The sequence below is a fragment of the Agrobacterium sp. ST15.13.013 genome (genome assembly GCF_027956525.1).
Taxonomy (GTDB): Bacteria; Pseudomonadota; Alphaproteobacteria; order Rhizobiales; family Rhizobiaceae; genus Agrobacterium; species Agrobacterium salinitolerans.
Map to the genome: position 1 here is coordinate 44,526 of NZ_JAQKGP010000018.1, position 22,074 is coordinate 66,599.

Genomic DNA, 22,074 nt, shown 5'->3' on the forward strand with positions numbered 1-22,074 from the left:
CAATCCGATACGGGCCTCCTATCATACGTATTTCCGAAAAACCAGAAAATTTGTCTGACTTTATGCAAAGTTGTTTGACCAATATCGATATTGTGTTATCCAGAGCGCGGGAGGCGGCAGGGCGAAGACCTGGACCGCAATGGAACATGCAGGGCCGCCACCGATTAAGCGGTGAAACGGCGGCAATGGGAGATATGCTGTGGCAATCGCAACCGCGACCATGTCCGACAAGCAGGCGACTCCGTATCGCAGGAAAAAACGCCGCATCGTCTCCAAACGGCGGCGCGGAATAGAAAATGCGCTCGTCGCCTATTCCTTCATTGCGCCCAATTTTCTCGGCTTTGCGATTTTCACGCTCGGACCGATCCTCTTTGCCTTTGCGTTGGCCTTCATGCATTGGGACGGCTCCAATGCCATGCGTTTTGCCGGTCTCGATAATTTCTGGCGGCTTTTCGAGGATAAGGCCTTCATCGCGGCCTTCTGGAACACGGTCATCTACACCGTCGCGTCAGTGCCGGCCACGCTCGCCTGCGCACTCGGTCTCGCGATTCTGCTTAACCAGAAAATCCTCGGCCGCAATTTCTTTCGCACGGCCATGTTCTTTCCCTATGTCGCATCATTGGTCGCCGTGGCCGTCGTCTGGAACATGATTTTCAATCCGGAGATGGGTCCGGTCAACATGCTGCTCTATACGCTCGGCCTCGATCCCGCCGACATGCCGGGATGGGCGGCGGACCGGCACTGGGCCATGGTCACGGTCATTCTCTTCGGCGTCTGGAAGAGCATGGGATATTACATGGTCATCTATCTCGCCGGGCTGCAGGGCATCAACTCGGAGCTTTATGAAGCCGCGGGGCTGGATGGCGCCAATGCCTGGCAGAAATTCATCCACGTCACCCTGCCACAGCTTGCGCCGACGACCTTTTTCGTCACCGTTATGCTGACGATCCAGTCCTTCAAGGTTTTCGATCAGGTCTATATGATCACGCAGGGCGGTCCCGGCACCTCGACGCTCGTTCTCGTCTACCACATCTACAATGAGGCCTTCATTTCCTGGGATCTCGGCTATTCCAGCATGATCGCGCTCGTCCTGTTCTTCCTGGTCTTGGTGGTCACCATCGTCCAGTTCAAACGGCAGCGGGAGGATTGATCCATGCGCATCATGGGCCGCAAAATCCCCGCCGCCACGATCGGCATCTATCTGACCGTCATCGTCGTCACCATCGTCATGCTTTTGCCCTTCGCATGGATGCTGTCGGCGTCGCTGAAACTCAGCCGCGATGTCTTCGCGTTCCCGATCGAGTGGATACCCTCCCAGCCCCGTTGGGAAAACTATGTGGAAATCTGGACAAAAATCCCGCTGGCGCTGTTCATCTACAACACGTCGAAGCTGACGATCATCGTCACGCTACTGCAATTGCTGACCTCAAGCTTCGCGGCCTACGCCTTCGCCAAGCTGCATTTTCCCTACAAGAATACGCTGTTTCTCGGCTATATCGCCACCATCGCCATGCCCTGGCAGGTCTATATGGTGCCGCAGTTTCTGCTGATGCGTGAATTCGGGCTCAACAACACCCATCTCGCGCTGATTTTCCTGCAGGCCTTCACCGCCTTCGGCGTCTTCCTGATGCGGCAGTTCTACATGTCTATCCCGAACGAGCTTTGCGAGGCGGCGCGCATCGACGGCATGAACGAGTACCAGATCTGGGCGAAGATCATGCTGCCGCTTTCCAAACCGGCGCTTTCCACCTTGACGATCTTCACCTTCGTCACGACCTGGAACGATTTTCTCGGGCCGATGATCTATCTCACCAAGACCGAGCTGAAGACCATCCAGATCGGTCTTCGCATGTTCATTTCGCAATATTCGGCGGAATACGGGCTGATCATGGCCGCCTCGGTGGTGGCGCTCATCCCGGTTCTCGTCGTTTTCCTGGCATTGCAGCGCTTCTTCGTCGAAGGCGTCGCCTCCACCGGCCTCAAGGGTTGATTTCATGCTCGATTTGACCACGTCCCTTCCAACCCCGATCACCGCAGCGGAAATCGACGTAGCGCTGACGGCCGCCGTCGCGCAGGTCAGGCGCAATCTGCCTGAGTTCACCTATGCCGCGCAGAACCATTCGAGCGTGAAGAATTTTTACCCCGCAGTGGCCAACGACCAGTGGACCGCCGGTTTCTGGCCCGGCCAGATATGGCTCGCCTTCGAACATACCGGCGACAGGACCTTTCAGCATGCGGCGCAAATACAGGTGCAGAGCTTCCTGCACCGTATCGAAAAGCGCATCGAGACCGATCATCACGATATGGGCTTTCTCTACTCGCCCTCCTGCATCGCCGCATGGAAACTGGTGGCCGATGAGGATGGAAGACGCGCTGCGCTGATGGCGGCGGACCAGTTGATGGAACGGTTCCAGCCGGTCGGGCAATTCATCCAGGCCTGGGGCCGCAGGGACAATCCCAACGAATATCGCTACATTATCGACTGCCTTTTAAACCTGCCGCTGCTTTATTGGGCGAGCCGTGAAACGGGCCGGGAAGACTACCGCACCGTGGCGCTTGCCCATGCCCGCACCACACTTGCCCATTCCGTCCGGCCGGACGATTCCACCTATCATACATTTTACATGGACCCGGAGACCGGCGCGCCGGTGCGCGGTGTGACCAAGCAGGGTTACAGCGACGAGAGTTACTGGGCCCGTGGACAGGCCTGGGGCATCGCCGGCATGGCCATTTCCTATCGTTATGAGCGTCTGCCCGCCTATCGCGACACCTTCGAGCGGCTTCTCGCCTTCTATCTTAAACGCCTGCCCGATGATCTCGTACCCTATTGGGACCTGATTTTTGCGGATGGCGATGGCGAACCGCGCGACAGCTCGGCGGCGGCCATCGTCGCCTGCGGCCTCCTGGAAATGGCGGAGCTGGAAACGCCGGAAAAGGCCGCGGAATATCGCGACCTGGCAAGGCGCATGGTGAAAAGCCTCGCCGATCTCTATTCGGTTCGCGATCCCGCGATCTCCAACGGGCAGCTTCTGCACGGCACCTATTCCAAGAAGACGCCCCACAACACCTGCCGGGGCGAAGGCGTCGATGAGTGCGTCTCCTGGGGCGATTATTATTATCTGGAAGCGCTGATCCGGCTTTCGCGCAACTGGTCTTCCTATTGGTGAGCGCGAGGCACAGATGGCTAGCATTTCCCTGAAAAAACTCAACAAGACCTTCGGCGCGCTCAAGGTCGTTCACGATATCGATCTGGATATTGCCGACAAGGAATTCATCATTCTGGTCGGCCCTTCCGGGTGCGGAAAATCCACGACGCTCAGGATGATCGCCGGGCTGGAGGAAATCTCCGGCGGCGAGTTGCGCATCGGCGAGGACGTGATGAACGATGTGCCCTCCAAGGACCGCGACATCGCCATGGTGTTCCAGAACTATGCGCTATACCCGCATATGACGGTCTACAAGAACATGGCCTTCGGTCTGGAACTCAGAAAGGCGCCGCGCCATCTCATCGACACCAAGGTCAAGGATGCGGCGAAAATTCTCGACATCACCCATCTCTTGAACCGAAAGCCGAAAGCGCTTTCCGGCGGCCAGCGCCAGCGTGTCGCGCTTGGCCGCGCCATGGTGCGCAATCCGGAAGTCTTTCTGCTCGATGAGCCGCTTTCCAATCTCGACGCCAAGCTGCGCGGAACGATGCGGTCGGAAATCTCCAAACTGCACAAACGGCTCGACGCCACCTTCATTTACGTCACCCACGATCAGGTGGAAGCCATGACCATGGCGGACCGTATCGTGGTGATGAAGGATGGCCATATCCAGCAAGTGGATACGCCGCAAAATCTCTACGACCGACCGATCAACATGTTCGTCGCGGGCTTCATCGGCGCGCCGCAGATGAACATGCTGCCGGTAACGCTACGCCGTGACGGCGACCGCTTCACCGCCCTGTTCGACGGCGCTTCCTTGCCACTGCCGGCAGGCATCGATACCGCACGCCTGCACCCATATGAAGGAAAGGACATCGTTCTCGGCATCCGCCCGGAAAACTTCCACGAATTCGCCCCGGCGGATATCGACGCCGCCAATGTCGCACCCTTCCGGGCGACGGTGGAACTGGCGGAGCCGATGGGATCGGAGGTGCATCTCAACCTCGTCTCCGGCGGGCGAAACCTCGTCGCGCGCGTCTCACCGCGTTTCAGGGCGAAGATCGGCGATCCCGTCGAACTGGTGGCGGATCTGACGAATGCACAGCTTTTCGATCCCGCCACCGAGCGATCGATCCTTTATTAAGGCGACGGGGAGAAACGCGATGCAATGGCTGGAAGGCTTATGGACAAGGGAAGGGGCCGGGATCGACAAGAACGCCCCGCCGCTTACCGGCGTTGCCCTGTTCCTCGATATCGTCAAGCGCGAATGGTGGGAGATGGTGAAGCTCAACCTCCTGTTCATCATCGCCAGCCTGCCGGTGGTGACGATGCCAGCGGCGATGCTGGCCACGGCCCGCATCTCAGTTTCCTTCGCAAATGACGAGAATACCTATCTGCTGCGCGACTTTCTCGAGGCCTTGCGGAAGTTCGCTCTTCGCGGCACCGCACTTGTGGTTTTGAGCGCGCTGCTGGTGAGCGCCGGTGTTTACGCGACTGTCAGCTATGCCGGGGCCGCCCGGCTTCAGCTCGTTTATAGCCTGCCCTTTACGATCAGTCTGGCAGTGACGCTGCTTCTCATCCTTCTCAGCGCCTACGCCATTGTTCTCATGGCGAAACAGGACTTGCTGCTTGGAGAAACGCTGCGGCAGGCGGCATTTTCCGCGCTCATCAGACCGTTGCCGATGCTGGCGGCGCTCGGATTCGTCACAGCGCTGTGGATCGCACACATCCTCTTTTATCCGGTGTCGGTGTTCATGCCGGCCACCATCAATTTTTCGCTCGGCATGTTCGCCCTGTGTTTCGCAGCGAAAAACGCTGCAGCGAAAACACGCGCGCCGAAACCCGAACCGGCGGGGAGCAGCGCTTAAGGCAGACTAAAATCAAAACGACATCAGTCAGGGAAGGAGAAACGGGCTATGGAGTTTAAGACAACCAGACGTGCATTTGCTCTCGCAACCGCCGGTCTCGGCATTGCGATCGGCATGGGAGGAACGGCGCTTGCTGCGGGCGATGCGCCCGTCACGCTTAAATGGGCGCTTTGGGATTTGGACAAGGGCGCTTATTTCAAACCCTTGATGGAGGCCTACAAGCAGAAACATCCGAACGTGACGTTCGAGGTGGTCGACCTCGGCTCGCAGGACTATACGCAGATGATATCCACTCAGCTGACCGGCGGCTCCAAGGATATCGACGTCGTCACCATCAAGGACGTGCCCGGCTACGCCAATCTGGTGCGCGCCGGCAACATTACCGATCTCAGCGGCTTCATCAAGGACCAGAAGATCGAGACGACGCCCTATGGCGGCCTGATCGAGGAACTGACCATCGACGGCAAGATTTACGCCCTGCCGTTCCGCTCGGATTTCTGGGTGGTCTATTACAACAAGGATATTTTCGACAAGGCCAGCGTGCCCTACCCCACCAATGACATGAGCTGGGCGCAGTTCGATGAAATCGCCGGCAAGCTGAAGGGTGGCATGGGCGCCAACCGCACCTACGGCGCGCTGCTGCACACCTGGCGTTCGACGGTGCAGCTGCCCGGTATTCAGGACGGCAAGCACACGCTGGTGGACGGTAATTATGAATTCCTGAAACCCTGGTATGAGCGTGCGCTTGCCCTGCAAAAGAGCGGCGCGATACCGTCCTACGCCTCGCTGAAAACCTCGAATACCCATTATTCCGCTCTTTTCTTCAACGGAACGATCGGCATGCTGCCCATGGGCACATGGTTTGTCGGCACCCAGATTGCCAAGGTGAAATCCGGCGAGTCGAAAAGCGCCAACTGGGGCATCGTGAAGTTCCCCCATCCGGATGGTGTGCCGGCAGGGGCGACGGCCGCGCAGATTGCAGGATTGTCGGTCAATGCCAATTCCGACCACAAGGAAGCGGCGCTGGATTTCATCCACTTCGTTACCGGACCTGAGGGTGCGGCGATCATCGCCTCCACCGGCACTTTCCCTGCGCTCAGAACCGATGATGTGGCCGAGAAGATCGCAGCACTGCCGGGCTTCCCGCAGGATCAGAACAGCAAGGACGCGCTGCAGGCGGGCAAGGCCTATCTGGAAATGGCGGTCAACCCGAATGCGGCCAAGATCGAAGTTGTGCTGAACCGCGTGCATGATGCGCTGATGACCGACAATATCTCCATCGATGATGGCATCAAGGACATGAATGACGGCGTCAAGGCCATTAAATAATTGCCCCAGGGCCGCGGGCGATGAGCCTGCGGCCCTTCCTTCGATCATGAATTCCGGATATTCGTCACCGTGCCTCACGAGACCGCCACAGCCAATCCGCTCTTTCACAATCCGCTTTTAAGCCGGGACGATCTCGCAAAGGCGGTGATCGATCTCTTCAACCCGCTGCTTGCCTGTTTTTCACCCGGCGGCGCGCGTGTCCGACTTGGAGCGACGGGGGCGATTTTCGATTTTCCTGCGGCGGAACTGGAGGGTTTTGCCCGGCCACTATGGGGCATCGTTCCACTTGCCGCCGGCGGTTATGACTTTCCCCACTGGGATCTCTACAGGCGTGGACTGGCCAATGGCGCCAACCCCGCCCACCCCGAATATTGGGGCGACACGGCTGATCGGCACCAGCGGCTGGTCGAGCTGGCGGCGATAGGATTTGCGCTCGCCATGGTTCCCGAACATATCTGGGAGCCGCTTGCCGAAACGGACAGGCGGGCCGTCGCCGCCTATCTTCTTGCTGCCCGCGAGCGGGAATTCGTCGACAATAACTGGAAATTCTTCCGGGTTCTGATCGATCTCGGGCTGGAACGGGTCGGCGTGGAATTCGACCGCGCCAAGACCCAGACCTATCTCGATGAACTCGAGGCTTTCGATATCGGCAACGGCTGGTATCGCGACGGGCCGGTGCGCCGGGTCGACCACTATATTCCCTTCGCCATGCATTTTTACGGCCTGATCTATACGGTGCTGGCAAAAGGCGACGACGCGCGAAAAATGCGCTTGCTCGAACGCTCGCGCATTTTCACCCGTGACATACGCCACTGGTTCGGGCCTGACGGGGCCTCGCTCGCCTTCGGACGCAGCCAGACCTACCGTTTTGCGGCGGGCGGTTTTTGGGGCGCTCTTGCCTTTTCCGGTCTGGAGGCGCTGCCGTGGCCAGAGATCAAGGGTTATTACATGCGCCATATCCGCTGGTGGTCGAAGCGGCCAATCGCGGACCGCGACGGCGTCCTATCGGTCGGATATGGCTACCCAAATCTTTTGATGAGCGAGAGCTACAATTCTCCCTGTTCCCCCTATTGGGCGCTCAAATTTTTCCTGCCGCTGGCGCTGCCCGCCGATCACCCATTCTGGACTGCGGAAGAGGCCGAACCGCAGGAATTTGCCGAACCGGTTCCCTTGGCGGAGCCAGGTATGGTGGCCTTTCATACGCCGGGCAATATCGTGGTCCTGTCCTCCGGGCAGCAGCACGACAGGATGCGCGGCGCACAGGAAAAATACTCGAAATTCGTCTATTCCACCCGTTATGCCTTCAATGTCGAGGCGGATGACCGGCATTTCGCCGCCGCGAGTTTCGACGGCATGCTCGGCCTTTCCGACGATGGCGTGCACTTGCGCACCCGCGAGACGCTGGAAGAGGCCTTGATTGCGAGAGACTGCCTCTATTCCCGCTGGCGGCCATGGGCGGATGTCGAGATCGAGACCTGGCTCGTGCCACAAAACCCCTGGCACATAAGGCTGCACCGCATCCGCACCCCGCGCCCCTTGCAAACATCGGAAGGCGGATTTGCCATAGAGCGGGCCGATTTCAATCGCGACTGCACCGAGGCGGGTGGAGGTCGCGCCGTCTGTTGCGGACAGACTGACACCAGCCTCATCGTCGATCTTTCGGCTGGCATTCGGCGCGAAGGCGTGTGCCATCAGGCAATCGCCAATACCAATCTCATCCACGCCAGAACCCTTGTTCCGCAATTGCGCGGCGCCATCGCATCCGGCGAAACGCTGCTGGTGACGGCGGCCATGGCACTGCCGGCCGGTAGAGAAGCAGAGGCCGCATTGGCTGTCCTCCCCGAAAGCCCAGATCTCCCGAGGCTGGAAGAGATGTTCAGGCGGGGGGGGCGACGCGTTCCCGCCTATGCTCTCGATGAAACCCGCGCAGGCTGGCGGAGATGACAGACGAAGTATCGAGCTTTTCCCAAAGGTCGGATCGGCTGAACATCCTGACCTGGGAGCGGAAGCAGGAGGATATCGACGGCCCCGACCATCAGGCGCGGTTGCGTGGCCTCAAGCGCTCTGCCAACACCGTTTTCGGGCAGGGCGTCTACATCGCCGCCAAGGCCGAGGTGCATACGGATAGACTCCTTATGGGTGCGTATTCGTGGATCGCCGGTTACGCAATCGTGCGCGGCGATATCGAACTCGGCGACAATGTCTCGATCAACCCCTATGCCTGTCTTTCCGGTAAGGTTACAATCGGCAATGGCGTGCGCATCGCCTCACATGTCAGCATCGTCGGCTTCAACCATGGCTTCGACGACATTGAAACTCCGATCCACCGCCAACCGCTGACCTCGCTCGGGATAGAGATCGGCGACGACGTCTGGATCGGCGCCAATGCGGTTGTGCTCGATGGCGTGAAGATAGGACGCGGCGCTGTTGTCGCCGCAGGCGCGGTGGTGGCGAAGGACATTCCCGCCATGGCCATTGCAGGCGGCGTTCCCGCCCGGGTTCTGCGATATCGCGGAAAAAAAGCGGCCGCGCCGACGCTGATGGAACCCGATAGCCCGCTGCGAGAACTCGGCAAGGAGATTGCGGACGACTGGCTTGCGGCCATCCGCTCCTATGGCGAGGATGGTAACTATCGTTCCGCCGATGCATCTGGAGGTGAGGTCGAAAGCGTCAGGCATCTGTGCGATGCCATCGAGATCGCAGCAGCCTTCGGACAGGAAAAGATCGCTTTCGATACCGGAAAAACCGTGGCCAATCTTCAGGCCTTGCAGGATCAAGAAACGGGGCTTTTTCTTAACCGTCACCACCGCTCTTCTACATCTCCCGAGAAGGACCCTGCCGTCCTCTATAATATTCTGGCTGTCGGATATGCGCTTGAATGTTTCGGAGCTGCGCCAAAACAGCCGATCGCTTTCATTGAGCGCCTGCGCGCCGAAGAACTCATCCTCCTGCTGGAAGAATTGCCGTGGCAAAGCCGGGCATGGCATTGCGGCGCCACAATAGACGCCATCGCCACCGCGCTTTATTTCAACAGGCGCTATTTCACATCCGGCGACAACCTCACCGTTCTCTTCGGTTGGCTGGCGATGAATGCGGACAAAACCACCGGGCTTTGGGGTGAGCCGACTGCCGCACAGGACCTGCTGCAACCGGTCAACGGTTTTTACCGGCTTACCCGCGGCTCTTACGCGCAGTTCGGCCTTTCCCTTCCCTATCCGGACGCAGCAATAGACTCCGTTATCGCCAATTATCGTGCCTATGGCGGTTTCCACGGCGAGGATTTTAATGCCTGTAACCTGCTCGATACGATCCACCCGCTTCTTCTGTGCCTGAAACAGACGGATCACCGGCAGGACGAGGCGAAAGAGATAGCCCGCGAAATTCTGCGCCGAAATGAGGGACGCTGGCAAAGGAACAGAGGATTTGCCTTTGCCGAGGGGCATCCGGCCGGCCTGCAGGGCACGGAAATGTGGATGTCGGTTCTCTGGCTTTCAGCGAAGCTCCTCGATGCGGAACATCTCCTGCCGTTCCGACCTCGCGGCATCCATCGCTTCGAGCCTGCGGAAATCGTCCGTGGCCTGATTGCCCGCTCCAAATCTCCGGTATAGGTTTCCGACACTCTTTTGAAAGCTTTCAAACCTGACCGGTCGAGTAAAAGATGCAACTCAAAGACTGCTATAATTTCCACGATTTTCGCCGCATGGCCAAGCAGCGTCTGCCCGGACCGATCTTCAATTATATAGACGGCGCCGCCGATGACGAGGTGACGTATCGGCGAAACACGGCCGCCTTCGAGAAATGCGATCTCGTTCCCGATGTGCTGCGGGGCGTGGCCGATGTGGATATGTCGGTCACCGTCATGGGGCAGAAGCTGTCCATGCCGGTCTATTGTTCGCCGACGGCGCTGCAACGCCTCTTCCACCATCAGGGGGAACGGGCGGTTGCGGCCGCGGCGGGAAAATACGGCACGATGTTCGGCGTTTCTTCGCTCGGCACCACGAGCCTGGAAGAAGCGCGCCGGATCAGCGGCGGTCCGCAGGTCTATCAGTTCTATTTCCACAAGGACCGAGGCCTCAACCGCGATATGATGGCGCGCGCCAAGAGCGCCGGTGTCGAGGCGATGATGCTGACGGTGGACAGTATTACCGGCGGCAACCGCGAGCGCGACAAGCGCACCGGCTTTGCCATTCCGTTCAAGCTCAATCTTTCCGGCATCGCGCAATTTGCCATCAAGCCGGCCTGGGGCATTAATTACCTGACGCATGAGCGCTTCAGCCTGCCGCAGCTCGACGACCACATTAAAATGGACGGCGGCGCTCTTTCCATCAGCCGCTATTTCACCGACATGCTCGACCCTTCGATGAACTGGGACGACGTGGCGCAGATGGTGCGCGAATGGGGCGGGCCGTTCTGCCTGAAGGGCATCATGTCGGTGGATGACGCCAGACGCGCCGTCGACATCGGCTGCAGCGGCATCGTGCTTTCCAATCACGGCGGCCGCCAGCTCGATGGCTCCCGCAGCGCCTTCGATCAGCTGGCCGAGATCGTCGATGCGGTCGGCGACCGGATCGACGTGATGATGGATGGCGGCGTGCAGCGCGGCACCCATGTTTTGAAGGCACTGTCTCTCGGTGCAAAAGCCGTGGGGCTCGGCCGCTATTACCTTTTCCCCTTGGCTGCTGCCGGGCAACCGGGCGTGGAAAGAGCGCTCGAGTTGATGCGTATCGAAATCGAGCGCGGCATGAAACTGATGGGCTGCACCTCCGTCGATCAGCTGACACGCCGGAACCTTCGGTTTCGTTGAACAAGCTGGACGTTGGAAGAGAGCTGGGCGAAGCGCGGTCGCAACCGACTACGTGAAACCGCATGCCATTTCAGCCGCGTTTCGTCGCTGCTCCTGAAGCGCCATACTGATGTTCCAGACGAGCGCCAGACAAACAAGCCCGCAAAAGCAGGCTGAAATCAGCGAGCGATGACGCTTGGCTCCGGAGAGAAACTGAATAGCCCCGCGTTTCGTAGACACCCTCGGGTTACGTTTTCTGCCGTTCTTCGAACTCGACGGGTGACAGCATCCCGTTTTAGACATGTTTGCGCTTCGGGTTGTAAAACATCTCGATGTAGTCGAACACGTCCTGCCTGGCTTCGTCTCTTGAGCGATAAACCTTTCGGCATACCCGCTCCCGGCTCAACAGATTGAAGAAGCTCTGGTGCACGGTATTGTCATGGCAGTTTCCGCGCCGGCATCCTCCACTTCAAGAGGGGGTATCCTCGCTGCGAGGCAAATGATCAGATAATCACGGCGCTAAATTGGCGAGCGCTGGTCGCGGAACGACCGAGGGCGATCTCGTGCTTAGAACCAACAGCAATAGCTCGACACTACTCCAAAGTGGCCAGATGCTCACGAACAATCCCCCGTATCAGGGCCTGAGGTTTAGACCGCACGAGGCTGTAAAATTAATGTGTTTTCCAAGTTCTCAACAGCATTTCCACGAATTTTTCCGCCGCCGGAGACAGCGCGTTACTCCTTCTCCGCACGATGCCTATCGTGCGGGAAACCACCGGGTTGACGATCGGCCGGGTGATAAGGAATGGGTGATCGCCCTGCGGCGTTGCCAACCGCGGCAGGACGGAAATCCCAAGTCCAGCTTCTACGAGACCGAGCGACGTGTTCAGGTGCGTCACCTCGTAAAACCAATTCAATTTTAGATTGCATCGCGCAAGCGCGCTGTCGAGAAGCGTCCTGTTGCCACTTGAACGGTCCACGACAACCAGCGGAAAGGCCTCCAGCTGGTCCCACTCGATTGTCTCGTAGGCTGCCAGAGGGTGGTCTTTCCTCATCGCCAGCACGAAGGGGTCATCGATGAGGGGCTCGAATGAAAGCTCGGGATCGGAATTGCCCATCAGGTTGATGCCGAATTCCACCTCGCCTCTGGCGACCGCCTGAAGACCTTCATTGGCTGTCAAATCCCTGATCCTCAGCCTTATGTGGGGATATTGCTGGCTGAAGGTCTTGATGACGGTGGGAAGAAAGTAAAAGGCGGCGGTCGGAACACAGGCCATGGTGATAAGCCCACGCCGTTGCGCGCCGTCCTTCATTGCAAAAAGCGATCCGTCAAATTCCTCGAGCATACGCCGAACGAGCGGCATGACTTCCTGTCCCATGGCAGTGGGGGCAACGTGGCGTGTCGTTCTTTCCAGAAGGGGCGCCCCGATCGCCTGCTCCAGTTTCTGGATACGGCGGGTGAGCGCCGGTTGCGAGATGTGAAGCGCCTCGGCGGCCCTGTGGAAACTGGCCAATTCAACCACCGCTTGAAACGCCCGCAAATCCAGAATTTCGCAATTGATGCTCATATCGCAATAAAACTCCAAAACATTGCATTTAACAGATTAGACTCTTTTGCTCATATTGCAACAACACGACGCATTGATCCGCCAAATGCAATATTGAGGCAACCCATGAACGACCTGCTGAAGATACCCTGTGTGCTGATGCGCGGTGGAACGTCGCGTGGACCGTTCTTTCTCGCATCCGATCTTCCCCGTGATCGAGTAGACCGGGACGCGGCCCTTCTCTCCATCATGGGGTCGGGCCATCCACTGCAGATCGACGGCATTGGCGGAGGCAATCCGGTTACGTCCAAAGTTGCGATTATCGGCCCTTCCACAGTCCGGGGCGCGGACATTGATTACCTGTTCGCGCAGGTTCGGACCGACAGGCAGTATGTCGATTATTCGCCAAATTGCGGAAACATGCTGGCCGCTGTCGGCCCTTTTGCTATCGAAGCGGGACTTGTCGAAGCACGGGGCAAGGATACTCTTGTGAGAATCCATAACGTGAATACCGGCAAGCTGATCGAGGCGAAAGTTCCGACACGCGGTCATGAGGTTATTTATCTCGGCGACGCCTCGATCGACGGCGTTCCGGGTCTGGCGGCACCCATCGCATTGACATTCATGGATGCAGCAGGTGCGAAGACCGGCCAGCTGCTACCAACTGGAAAGCCGGTTGATCTAATCGATGGCGTCAACGTGACGGCCATAGACTGTGCCATTCCGATGGTTCTCATCCGCGCACCCGATCTCGGCGTGACGGGGTACGAGGATCCGCAAACCCTGAGCGCTCACAAGGACCTCATCGCACGGATGACCCGCATCCGCATCGAGGCTGGAAAGTTGATGGGAATGGGTGATGTCAAAGACATGGTCATTCCGAAACCGGTGCTCGTTGCGCCTGCCCGCAGAGGCGGCACTCTCTCGGTACGGTATTTCATGCCCAACGAGTGTCATCCTGCACTGGCGACGACCGGTGCTGTTGGCATCGCAACCGCGGCTGTCACCAAAGGCTCTGTCGCTTATAATATGGTTGGAGGCCTTTCGGTGCCAACCCAGATCCGCATCGAACATCCCGCCGGCTGCCTCGACGTGCAGCTGGAGATGCGAAACGGAGCAATAACGGCCGGACTTGTAAGAACGGCGCGCAGGCTTTTCGAAGGCTTCGCCTTTGCCAAACCAACCGCTGCGATTGAAGACGCAGCCTAGACGCGGCCATAGTGGCGAAAAATATAGTTGAACCGGGAGGAGACCCTTATGCGTAAATATCTGCTTGCAACCGCCGCGCTCTGTGCGCTGGCAGCATCAGCCAATGCCGAATCCGTCAGGATGAGCGTTGGCTCGTACAACCTCAACAACCTGCCTTTCCCCGTGGCTGCGAGCCTTGGCTTCTACAAGGAGGAGGGCCTTGATGTAACGACCGAGAACTTTGCCCAAGGCGGGTCGAAGGTCCTGCAGGCGCTTGTCGCGGGTTCCACGGACGTTGCCGTGGGCTTCTACGATCATACGATCCAGATGCAGTCGCAGAACAAGCATGTGGTCGGCTTCGTGCAGCTTGCCCGTAACTCGGGCCTGGTTCTCGCCGGCAAGAACGACACGGACTTCGATCCGGCCAAGCCCGAGACGATCAAGGGCAAGAAGGTCGGCATTACGTCGCCCGGCTCCTCCTCGGACTTCTTCATTCGCTATTACATGAAGCAGCATGATCTCAGCGACAACGACATCTCCATCATCGGCGTCGGTTCGGGTGCTGCAGCCGTAGCCGCTCTGCAGCAGGGCAAGATCGACCTGCTCGTCAATTACGATCCTGCCGCGACCATCGTCGTGGAACGCGGATTGGGCAAGATCCTCATCGATGCCCGTAGCGATCAGGGCGCCAGGGATGTCTATGGCGGCATCTATCCGACATCGGTCCTTTACGCGACGCAGGACTATATCGATGCCAATCCAGAAGTGGTTCAGAAAGTCACCAACGCGACGGTTCGGGCGCTGCACTGGATGAAGCAGCATTCTGCGGAAGAAATCGTGGCGAAGCTTCCCGATGATTTCGTGTCCGGCGACAAGCAGACCTACATCAAGGCTGTCGAAGCAGCCAAGGCGATCTTCTCCGAAGACGGCAAGTTCGAGCCTGCCGATCTCGAAACGCCGCTTTCGGTTCTGAAAAGCTTCAATGATGCGGTTGCCAAGGCGACGATCGATCTCAACACCACCTACACCAACAAGTTCGTCGAGGCTGCTGCCTCGAAGGCCGCAAACTGAGAGGCCGCCATGTCTTCGCCAGCCAGAAAGCTAGAACCCGTGACGGAACTGAAGCCCCCGCCGATGGTAGCAATCGATGATGTGACCATGGCGTTCGGTTCGTTTGTTGCCGTACAAAACGTAAATCTCAAGGTCGGCGATGGCGAGTTTCTCTCCATCGTTGGGCCTACGGGATGCGGAAAGTCCACCATTCTCAACGCCATTGCGGGCCTGTTGAAGCCAGCGCAGGGCAAGGTTTCCATCGACGGTTCGCTCGTCAAGGGCGTACAGAACAACATCGGATATCTGTTCCAGCAGGACGCGCTTCTTCCCTGGAAGACAGCGTTTCAGAATGTCGAGCTTGGCTTGATGTTCCGCGGCGTTCCCGAAAATGAGCGGCGCGCCAAGGTTCAGTCCTGGCTTGAAAAGGTCGGCCTGAAGGGATTCGGAGACCGCTTTCCGCACCAGCTCTCCGGTGGGCAGCGCAAACGCGTGCAGATGGCACAAGCACTCATCACCGAGCCGAAGGTCATCCTCATGGACGAACCCTTCTCCGCATTGGATATCCATACCCGCCACCTTATGCAGAACGAATTGCTGCGCCTGTGGCAGGAGGACCGCCGTGCGGTGGTCATGATCACCCATGATCTGGAAGAGGCGATTGCGCTCGGAGACCGGGTTGTTGTTCTCGCTGCTGGCCCGAAGAGCCGCGTCATCGAGAGCTTCCCTGTCGATCTTGAACGTCCCCGCAACGTTGCGGAAATCAAACTCGATCCAAAATTCATGACGCTCTATCGCGATATATGGGCGTCCCTGCGTGGCGAAGTGGAGAAAAGCTATGCAAGCCGTTAATGTTCGTATCATCCAGGTCGTTCTTCTGGTCGTGCTTTTGGGAGGCTGGCAGCTCGGTGTCACCTCGGGCGCCATCGACCGGTTCTTCTTTCCGGCGCCCTATGACATCGTCAAACAGGTGATTGACTGGGTTGCCGATGCCGGTTTTTACAAGCATGTCGGCATCACGCTGAGCGAAACGGTGCTTGGCTATCTCATCGGTACAGGTCTCGGCGTCGGCGCCGGCGTCTGGCTGGGCCTCAGCCCCTTCGTCGCCCGAGTGCTTGATCCGTTCATCAAGGCCGTGAACGCCATTCCGCGTGTGGTTCTGGCTCCGATCTTCGTGCTGTGGCTCGGCCTCGGCCTGTGGTCGAAGGTTGCGCTTGCGGTTACGCTCGTTTTCTTCGTCACTTTCTTCAACGCCATGCAGGGCGTGCGCGAAGTGAATCCGGTCGTGCTTTCCAATACTCGCATTCTTGGCGCCAAGCGTTCGGATCTGCTGCGTCACGTCTATTTCCCCGCTGCGGCGAGCTGGATTCTGTCGTCGCTGCGCACCTCCGTCGGATTTGCCGTGGTCGGCGCAATCATCGGCGAATATCTGGGAGCTTCCGCTGGCCTCGGTTATCTAATCGCCCGCTCGGAAGGCAACTTCGATGCGGTCGGCGTCTTCGCGGGCATCATCATCCTGGCGGTCTTCGTTCTTGTTATTGACCTCATTCTGGATTTTGCGGAGAAGAGGTTGATTACCTGGCGGCCGAATGCAGGCGAGGAGCGTCCCGCGTAAGCGGAATGAAACAAGACTATTTCCATCGGGGCGGCCAGTCGGCCGGCCCGCTTTTTCTTTAACGACGTTGCTACTCCCATCGGTCGCTTGCGGTCCAGTTTTCGTCGCCACACTTCCAAAAGTTCTGGGGTGCGAAGCCCCAATCGAGTTACCTGTTAACGCCACAACGCCGCGATTGGGACAGCGGATAGCCGCTCTCCGAACGGGATCACCTTGTCATGGTCGTACATGACAATGCCTGAAACAAATCGTTCCCTTGTTGCTTCAGCCAATATGCGCAGTCCAGGAAATCGGAATTCGTCACGGATGCCGCCGCTTTGATCTCGATACCGACAATCCTTCCCCCTATCATGTCGGAGTCAGTCAAGAGACAGGTCGCGCAGAGATGCAAGAAGACCGGAATCTAGAAAATGGATTTTAGGGCTCTTGGTCAGACGTTTAAGTTTATTGGAAAACCAGGGTTGAACCGTTCGGGCAAGGAAAAGGCTCTCAAATATGCCGACGTATTTCTGCGTTGTGACGTGATTCATCCCAATAGCGGCGCCGATCCCGGAATAGTTCACGATTTGTCCCGAATGCTCGGCCAGGATGCGCAACAGGCCTGGCATTTGTGCAATCTGTTCAATCTGCGCGACATCGCGAACGTCGCGTTGGACGATCGCCTCGACATAATCTTCGTACCAATCATGTCTGCGGCTCAGGTTCCTACGACCCAGCGCCTCTGGATATCCACCGGCCAGAACCGCGGCCATCAGATCATCGCCGACGATGGCTTCTCCGCCCTTGGCTTCATTTTGAAATGCATCGCGCAGAAAGCTGCCGCCGGCAGTTTTGATCTCGCTTTGCGCAAGCGGAAGCAATCGGACCACCTCCATCCGCCCTGCGAGCGAGTCCGACACGCGCGGCAGGGTCATTAGATTGGCTGAACCGGTCAGAAGGAAGCGTCCGGGGCGTTGGTCAGCATCGCAGGAAGGCGGCACAGTGTTGAGATTGATGGTGCCTGCCGAAAACGGGGATCACTTTCGGCAACAGCGCGAAGATGGTGTTGGCCGTCAGCGATTTGCCCGAGCCGGATTCACCGATGTTGCGGAGAATCTAGGCACGCTTGAGATCGAAGGGTACGTTCTCAACAGCGTGTGGACGCTCCATGCCGCGCGGTAGGTTAACGGTCAAACCACGAACCGCAATCACCGCGTCATCCGGCAACACAGGCTCGGTCGTAACGACCATGCCAGAGACAATATTCCTGGGCCGAAACTCTGACTGCCACGAGAAAAGCCTGCTCAAGGCAAGGCCTGGAGGTGAAGAGATTAACAGAAAGCTAAATCCAACATTCACTAGTCATTAATTGCAGCCTTTATGAATTGGCGGCAAATTGGGATCAAACCGGAAACCGGACTGATGGATGTAAGGACGCTCCAAATGCGTACAGAACCCAATTTCGCCAGCACGCTCGACACCCTGGAAACGCCCTGCCTTATCGTGGATGCGGATCGGATGGAGAGAAATATCACGCGGCTGCGGACGCGTCTCGATGCACTGGGCGTTTCTCTACGCCCGCATCTGAAAACTGCCAAGTCGATCGAGGCCGCCCGCAAGGTCATGACCTCGCCGGAAGGGCCTGCGACCGTATCGACCTTGAAGGAGGCCGAACAGTTCGCCGCAGCAGGCGTGCGCGACGTGATCTATGCGGTTGGGATTGCACCCGACAAGCTCGCTCGTGTCGCCGAGATGCGGGACCGCGGCATCGACCTCATGGTCGTGGCCGACAATGTCGAGCAGGCCGAGGCTATTGCCGCAGCATCCAAGGCGGCGGGTTTACGCATTCCAGCCCTCATCGAAATCGATTGCGACGGCCATCGCTCCGGCGTTCCGCCCCATGACCATGCCCGGCTGCTTCAGATCGGCGAAGTACTTGCCGCCGGCGCCGAGTTGCGCGGCGTACTGACCCATGCCGGTGATAGCTATCGCGGCGGCGGCCCGGAGACTCAGGAACGCTTCGCCGAGGCAGAACGCCGGGCTGTTGTCGAGTCCGCGCAGGTCCTGCGCGCCGCCGGCCTGCCCTGCCCCATCGTTAGTGTCGGCTCAACGCCGACGGCTCATCACGCAAAGGATTTGACCGGCGTGACCGAAGTCCGCGCTGGAGTCTTCGTGTTCTTCGATCTGGTCATGGCCGGGATCGGCATCTGCCGGGTGGATGACATTGCGCTCAGCGTTCTCGCCACCGTCATCGGCCACCAGCGCGATAAGGGCTGGATCATCACAGATGGCGGCTGGATGTCGCTGTCGCGGGACCGCGGCACCAGCAAACAGCCCCTCGACATGGGCTTTGGTCTGGTCTGCGACGTCAACGGCGAAGTTTTCAACGATGTGATCGTTGCCGATGCGAACCAAGAGCACGGGATCATTGCTGTCCGGCCGGGTTCCAACGGCCGCCTTCCAGACTTGGCCGTCGGAGACCGCGTCCGCATCCTGCCCAACCACGCCTGTGCGACCGCGGCACAGCACGGCGCCTATCATATCGTGCGCGGGGTCTCGCGCGATGTGGAAGCCGTCTGGCCGCGCTTTGGAGGCTGGTAATGACAAGATTGCTGGACATCAGCACGGATGACGCGCCGCGCCCGGCTGGGCATTATGTCCAGGCAAGGCGTGGCGGTGATCATCTTTATATATCCGGCCAGTTGCCGATCCGCCCCGATGGGGAGCCCCTGCCCGACGACAGTTTCGAGACGCAGGCTGCGCAAGCAATCGACAACATGCTGGCGATCCTCAAGGCCGCCGACGGGCAGCTGGCAGATCTCGTCCGCGTGACGGCGTATATCGTTGGGGTCAGCAATTGGCCGCGTTTCAACGCGGTCTATGCCGAACGGCTGGGTGAGGCGCGCCCCGCCCGCACAGTCGTTCCCGTCCCTGAACTGCACTATGACTATCTCGTCGAGATCGACGCGATTGCCGTCATTGGCCATTAAATCCAACGGACATCCGGTCGCAAGAACACCACTCACCTAGGTCAAGATTCATGACTCCACTGCTCAGATCCATCCCAAGCGACCCGGAACTCCCGGCCAAGGCCGATGTCGTGGTCATCGGTGCCGGCATCATCGGCGCGTCCGCAGCATTTTCGCTGGCCGAACGTGGTCTCTCCGTGGCGCTACTGGAAAAAGGTCTGGTTGGCGCGGAGCAATCGAGCCGCAACTGGGGCTGGTGCCGCCGGCAGAACCGGGATGAGCGCGAATTGCCACTCTCGGGCGTCGCCATGGACCTGTGGGACGAGATCGCGGCGAAGATCGGCGAGGATGTCGGCTTCCGCCGGTGCGGCCTGTTCTATGCCACGGACAATCCGCAACAGCTGGCGGAATGGGAGCAATGGCAGACGACCGCCCGTAAGTTCGATGTCAATACGCGCATGCTGAGCCCCAAGGAGGCACATGAAAGCGTTCCGGCGCAGGGGCGTCGATGGCTCGGCGGGGTTCATTCCGTTGATGATGGCAAGGGCGAGCCGGCCATTGCCGCTCCGACAATCGCGAGCGGTGCCCGCAAGTTCGGCGCAACCATCCACCAGAATTGCGCCGCGCGCGGGCTGGATGTTGTCAACGGCGCAGTCGCCGGGGTCATCACAGAAAAAGGCACGATCAGGACTCAGGCCGTCCTCAATGCCGGCGGCGCATGGGCATCCATGTTCAGTCGGCCCTACGGCGTCATATTTCCGCAGGCAAGTGTCCGCCAGACGGCGGTGCGCACAGTACCGACGGTGGATGTCGGCGATGCCCTTTACACACCCGAATGTTCGCTGACGCGCCGGCTCGATGGCAGTTACACTTTGGCCGTCAGCGGCAGGGCAACACTTGACCTGACGCCCCAGGGCATGCGCTATGCCCGCTGGTTCATGCCGATGTTCCTGAAGCGGCTCAAGGCCGTACAGGTCGGCGTCAGTACGTCGATGTTCCGCGGTCCGGAAGCGCTGGCACGATGGACGATGCAGGAAACATCGCCCTTCGAGCGGATGCGGATTCTTGATCCGGCCCCCAGCAAGCGCACAATTGCCGCCATGCTGAAGGGTGTCCACGACCAGTTTCCGGCGCTTGCCGGCGTCACGATCGCCGATAGCTGGGGTTCCTATGTGGACTGCACACCGGACGCAGTGCCGGTGATCTCTGCAGTCGACCGCGTGCGCGGCTTTTATCTGGCGGCCGGCGGGTCCGGTCGCGGTTTTGGCATCGGTCCGGGCATTGGACGACTCGCGGCCGACCTGGTTGCCAATGACAAACCCTGCGTTGATCCCACGCCCTTCCGGCTGTCGCGCTTCTTTGACGGATCGAAGGTGAATGTCGGCGCGCTTTGATTGCAGTCGAGATCGCCACCGCCAGCTAAACGCACGCGTCCGGTCCATCGTCGTCGGCAAACTTTATGCGTAAGCCGCGACGTCAATCACAACAATCTGCGTTCACCGGCAGTCTATGCGGCGAAAAATGAAGACAAATATCGGGCATGGTCATCACACGAGCAGTCGCACGCGACTGCAGGAAACTGCGAGCAAACCGATGTCAGCGATGCAAACGCTCCTACTCAACAAGGATCAGGTAAGACGCCTGATCGACATGCGGCAGGTGATAGGCGCTGTGGAAGACGCCTACAGGGCCTATAGCAGCAACCAGGTCGCACAACCCGACTATATCGGCATCCACCTGCCGGACGGACGCGGAGAGATCGATTTCAAGCTTGGCTATCACAAGCAGGCGGAAATGATTTCGATGAAAGCCCATTCCGGCGGCTTCGCCAACAACCCCGAGCAGCATGGCGTGCCGAACAGCATGGGAACCATTCTGCTGTTCGACGCCACAAGCTGCGCGCTTATCTGCATACTGGATGGAAGTCTGATCACAGGCTTTCGAACTGGGGCTTCTGGCGCCGTCTCAGTGAAGGCCCTTGCCCGAAAAAATTCCCGTGTCATTGCATCGATCGGTACGGGCAATCAGGCGAGAATGCAGATCCGCGCGATTAGCAGGATCATGCAGATCGACGAGATTCACGCCTGGAGCCGCACGTCGGCGGCCCTGGCTGCTTACAAGCAGGACATAGAGCGCGAGTTTAACATACCGGTTACGCTGGCGGCGTCCAAGAAAGACGCTGTCGAAAAGGCGGACATTCTGATCACGACGACGCGCGGCAAAGGCGATCTGGTGCAGGCCAATTGGGTAAAACCTGGAACCCACATCGTTGCGATCGGCACTGATCAGCGCGGCAAACAGGAACTCGAACCCGAAATATTCCGAAACGCGAAGATTGTCGTCGATTCCATTTCGCAGTGCTCGCAAAAGGGTGAAACCTTTCATCCGCTCGCAAACAACATCATCACCATGGACGACATCCATGGCGAAATAGGAGAGGTCCTGCTCGGCGCGAAATCCGGTCGGACAAATGATGAGGAAATCACGATCTTCGATTCCACCGGCATGGCGATCCAGGATAACACGACTGCCCGGTCCATCTACCAGAACGCCCTCGCCAACAATGTTGGCGCATTCTTTTCCTTTTTCGAGTGATCACC

General features: G+C 58.7%; 19 protein-coding genes and 2 pseudogenes. 17 read left to right on the top strand and 4 right to left on the bottom strand.

Annotated features, from left to right (window positions below):
- Positions 1–220: 220 nt before the first annotated feature.
- The 9 genes from PL597_RS17985 to PL597_RS18025 all read left to right on the top strand — a co-directional run bounded on the left by PL597_RS17985 (position 221) and on the right by PL597_RS18025 (position 11,147).
- A complete protein-coding gene (locus tag PL597_RS17985; protein WP_202048328.1) occupies positions 221–1,150 on the top strand; it encodes a carbohydrate ABC transporter permease in 930 nt (309 codons plus the stop codon).
- A gap of 3 nt (positions 1,151–1,153) precedes the next feature.
- Positions 1,154–1,990: a carbohydrate ABC transporter permease gene (locus PL597_RS17990; protein ID WP_077984706.1), complete on the top strand. Its 837-nt coding sequence runs from the start codon at positions 1,154–1,156 to the stop codon at positions 1,988–1,990.
- Between the two features lie 4 nt (positions 1,991–1,994).
- Entirely contained in the window at positions 1,995–3,167 is a 1,173-nt protein-coding gene (locus PL597_RS17995) for a glycoside hydrolase family 88 protein (protein WP_137412561.1), read from the top strand.
- 13 nt (positions 3,168–3,180) lie between these two features.
- Positions 3,181–4,290, top strand: coding sequence for an ABC transporter ATP-binding protein (locus PL597_RS18000; RefSeq protein ID WP_137412562.1), 1,110 nt, complete (start codon positions 3,181–3,183; stop codon positions 4,288–4,290).
- A 19-nt stretch (positions 4,291–4,309) separates the two neighbouring features.
- Complete coding sequence (locus PL597_RS18005) at positions 4,310–5,014, top strand: hypothetical protein (protein ID WP_271365856.1); 705 nt, start codon at positions 4,310–4,312, stop codon at positions 5,012–5,014.
- Positions 5,015–5,062: 48 nt separating this feature from the next.
- On the top strand, positions 5,063–6,343 hold the full coding sequence (locus PL597_RS18010) for an ABC transporter substrate-binding protein (protein WP_271365857.1): 1,281 nt from the start codon (positions 5,063–5,065) through the stop codon (positions 6,341–6,343).
- A gap of 69 nt (positions 6,344–6,412) precedes the next feature.
- On the top strand, positions 6,413–8,287 hold the full coding sequence (locus tag PL597_RS18015; protein WP_271365859.1) for a DUF2264 domain-containing protein: 1,875 nt from the start codon (positions 6,413–6,415) through the stop codon (positions 8,285–8,287).
- A complete protein-coding gene (locus tag PL597_RS18020; RefSeq protein WP_269827161.1) occupies positions 8,284–9,951 on the top strand; it encodes an acyltransferase in 1,668 nt (555 codons plus the stop codon). The genes PL597_RS18015 and PL597_RS18020 overlap by 4 nt, the downstream gene beginning before the upstream one ends.
- Before the next feature lie 50 nt (positions 9,952–10,001).
- Positions 10,002–11,147: an alpha-hydroxy acid oxidase gene (locus PL597_RS18025; protein ID WP_077984699.1), complete on the top strand. Its 1,146-nt coding sequence runs from the start codon at positions 10,002–10,004 to the stop codon at positions 11,145–11,147.
- A gap of 226 nt (positions 11,148–11,373) precedes the next feature.
- On the opposite strand, the pseudogene PL597_RS18030 reads toward PL597_RS18025, so the two are convergent.
- Positions 11,374–11,583, bottom strand: a pseudogene (locus PL597_RS18030) (IS3 family transposase); the annotation flags it as partial.
- A gap of 214 nt (positions 11,584–11,797) precedes the next feature.
- Complete coding sequence (locus tag PL597_RS18035; RefSeq protein WP_077984698.1) at positions 11,798–12,694, bottom strand: LysR family transcriptional regulator; 897 nt, start codon at positions 12,692–12,694, stop codon at positions 11,798–11,800.
- A gap of 105 nt (positions 12,695–12,799) precedes the next feature.
- On the opposite strand from PL597_RS18035, the gene PL597_RS18040 reads away from it, so the two are divergent.
- From PL597_RS18040 to PL597_RS18055, 4 genes are read left to right on the top strand one after another with little or no spacing between them, the layout of a single operon-like run.
- Positions 12,800–13,882, top strand: coding sequence for a 4-oxalomesaconate tautomerase (locus PL597_RS18040; protein WP_271365861.1), 1,083 nt, complete (start codon positions 12,800–12,802; stop codon positions 13,880–13,882).
- Between the two features lie 48 nt (positions 13,883–13,930).
- Positions 13,931–14,932, top strand: coding sequence for an ABC transporter substrate-binding protein (locus tag PL597_RS18045; RefSeq protein WP_162520533.1), 1,002 nt, complete (start codon positions 13,931–13,933; stop codon positions 14,930–14,932).
- A 9-nt stretch (positions 14,933–14,941) separates the two neighbouring features.
- Complete coding sequence (locus tag PL597_RS18050) at positions 14,942–15,763, top strand: ABC transporter ATP-binding protein (RefSeq protein WP_077984696.1); 822 nt, start codon at positions 14,942–14,944, stop codon at positions 15,761–15,763.
- On the top strand, positions 15,750–16,526 hold the full coding sequence (locus PL597_RS18055) for an ABC transporter permease (protein ID WP_077984695.1): 777 nt from the start codon (positions 15,750–15,752) through the stop codon (positions 16,524–16,526). The genes PL597_RS18050 and PL597_RS18055 overlap by 14 nt, the downstream gene beginning before the upstream one ends.
- A gap of 359 nt (positions 16,527–16,885) precedes the next feature.
- On the opposite strand, the gene PL597_RS18060 is transcribed toward PL597_RS18055, so the two are convergent.
- Positions 16,886–17,440, bottom strand: coding sequence for an ATP-binding protein (locus PL597_RS18060; protein WP_271365906.1), 555 nt, complete (start codon positions 17,438–17,440; stop codon positions 16,886–16,888).
- Positions 17,441–17,534: 94 nt separating this feature from the next.
- Positions 17,535–17,756: pseudogene (locus PL597_RS18065) on the bottom strand (ABC transporter ATP-binding protein); the annotation flags it as partial.
- 192 nt (positions 17,757–17,948) lie between these two features.
- Between PL597_RS18065 and PL597_RS18070 the strand changes: the two are divergent.
- The 4 genes from PL597_RS18070 (at position 17,949) to PL597_RS18085 (ending at position 22,069) form a co-directional block, all read left to right on the top strand.
- Positions 17,949–19,106, top strand: coding sequence for an alanine racemase (locus tag PL597_RS18070; protein ID WP_271365863.1), 1,158 nt, complete (start codon positions 17,949–17,951; stop codon positions 19,104–19,106).
- On the top strand, positions 19,106–19,495 hold the full coding sequence (locus PL597_RS18075; RefSeq protein ID WP_271365865.1) for a RidA family protein: 390 nt from the start codon (positions 19,106–19,108) through the stop codon (positions 19,493–19,495). Before PL597_RS18070 ends, PL597_RS18075 begins: the two co-directional genes overlap by 1 nt.
- Positions 19,496–19,545: 50 nt before the next feature.
- On the top strand, positions 19,546–20,868 hold the full coding sequence (locus PL597_RS18080) for an NAD(P)/FAD-dependent oxidoreductase (RefSeq protein WP_271365866.1): 1,323 nt from the start codon (positions 19,546–19,548) through the stop codon (positions 20,866–20,868).
- 208 nt (positions 20,869–21,076) lie between these two features.
- Complete coding sequence (locus tag PL597_RS18085; protein ID WP_271365868.1) at positions 21,077–22,069, top strand: ornithine cyclodeaminase family protein; 993 nt, start codon at positions 21,077–21,079, stop codon at positions 22,067–22,069.
- Positions 22,070–22,074 lie beyond the last annotated feature (5 nt).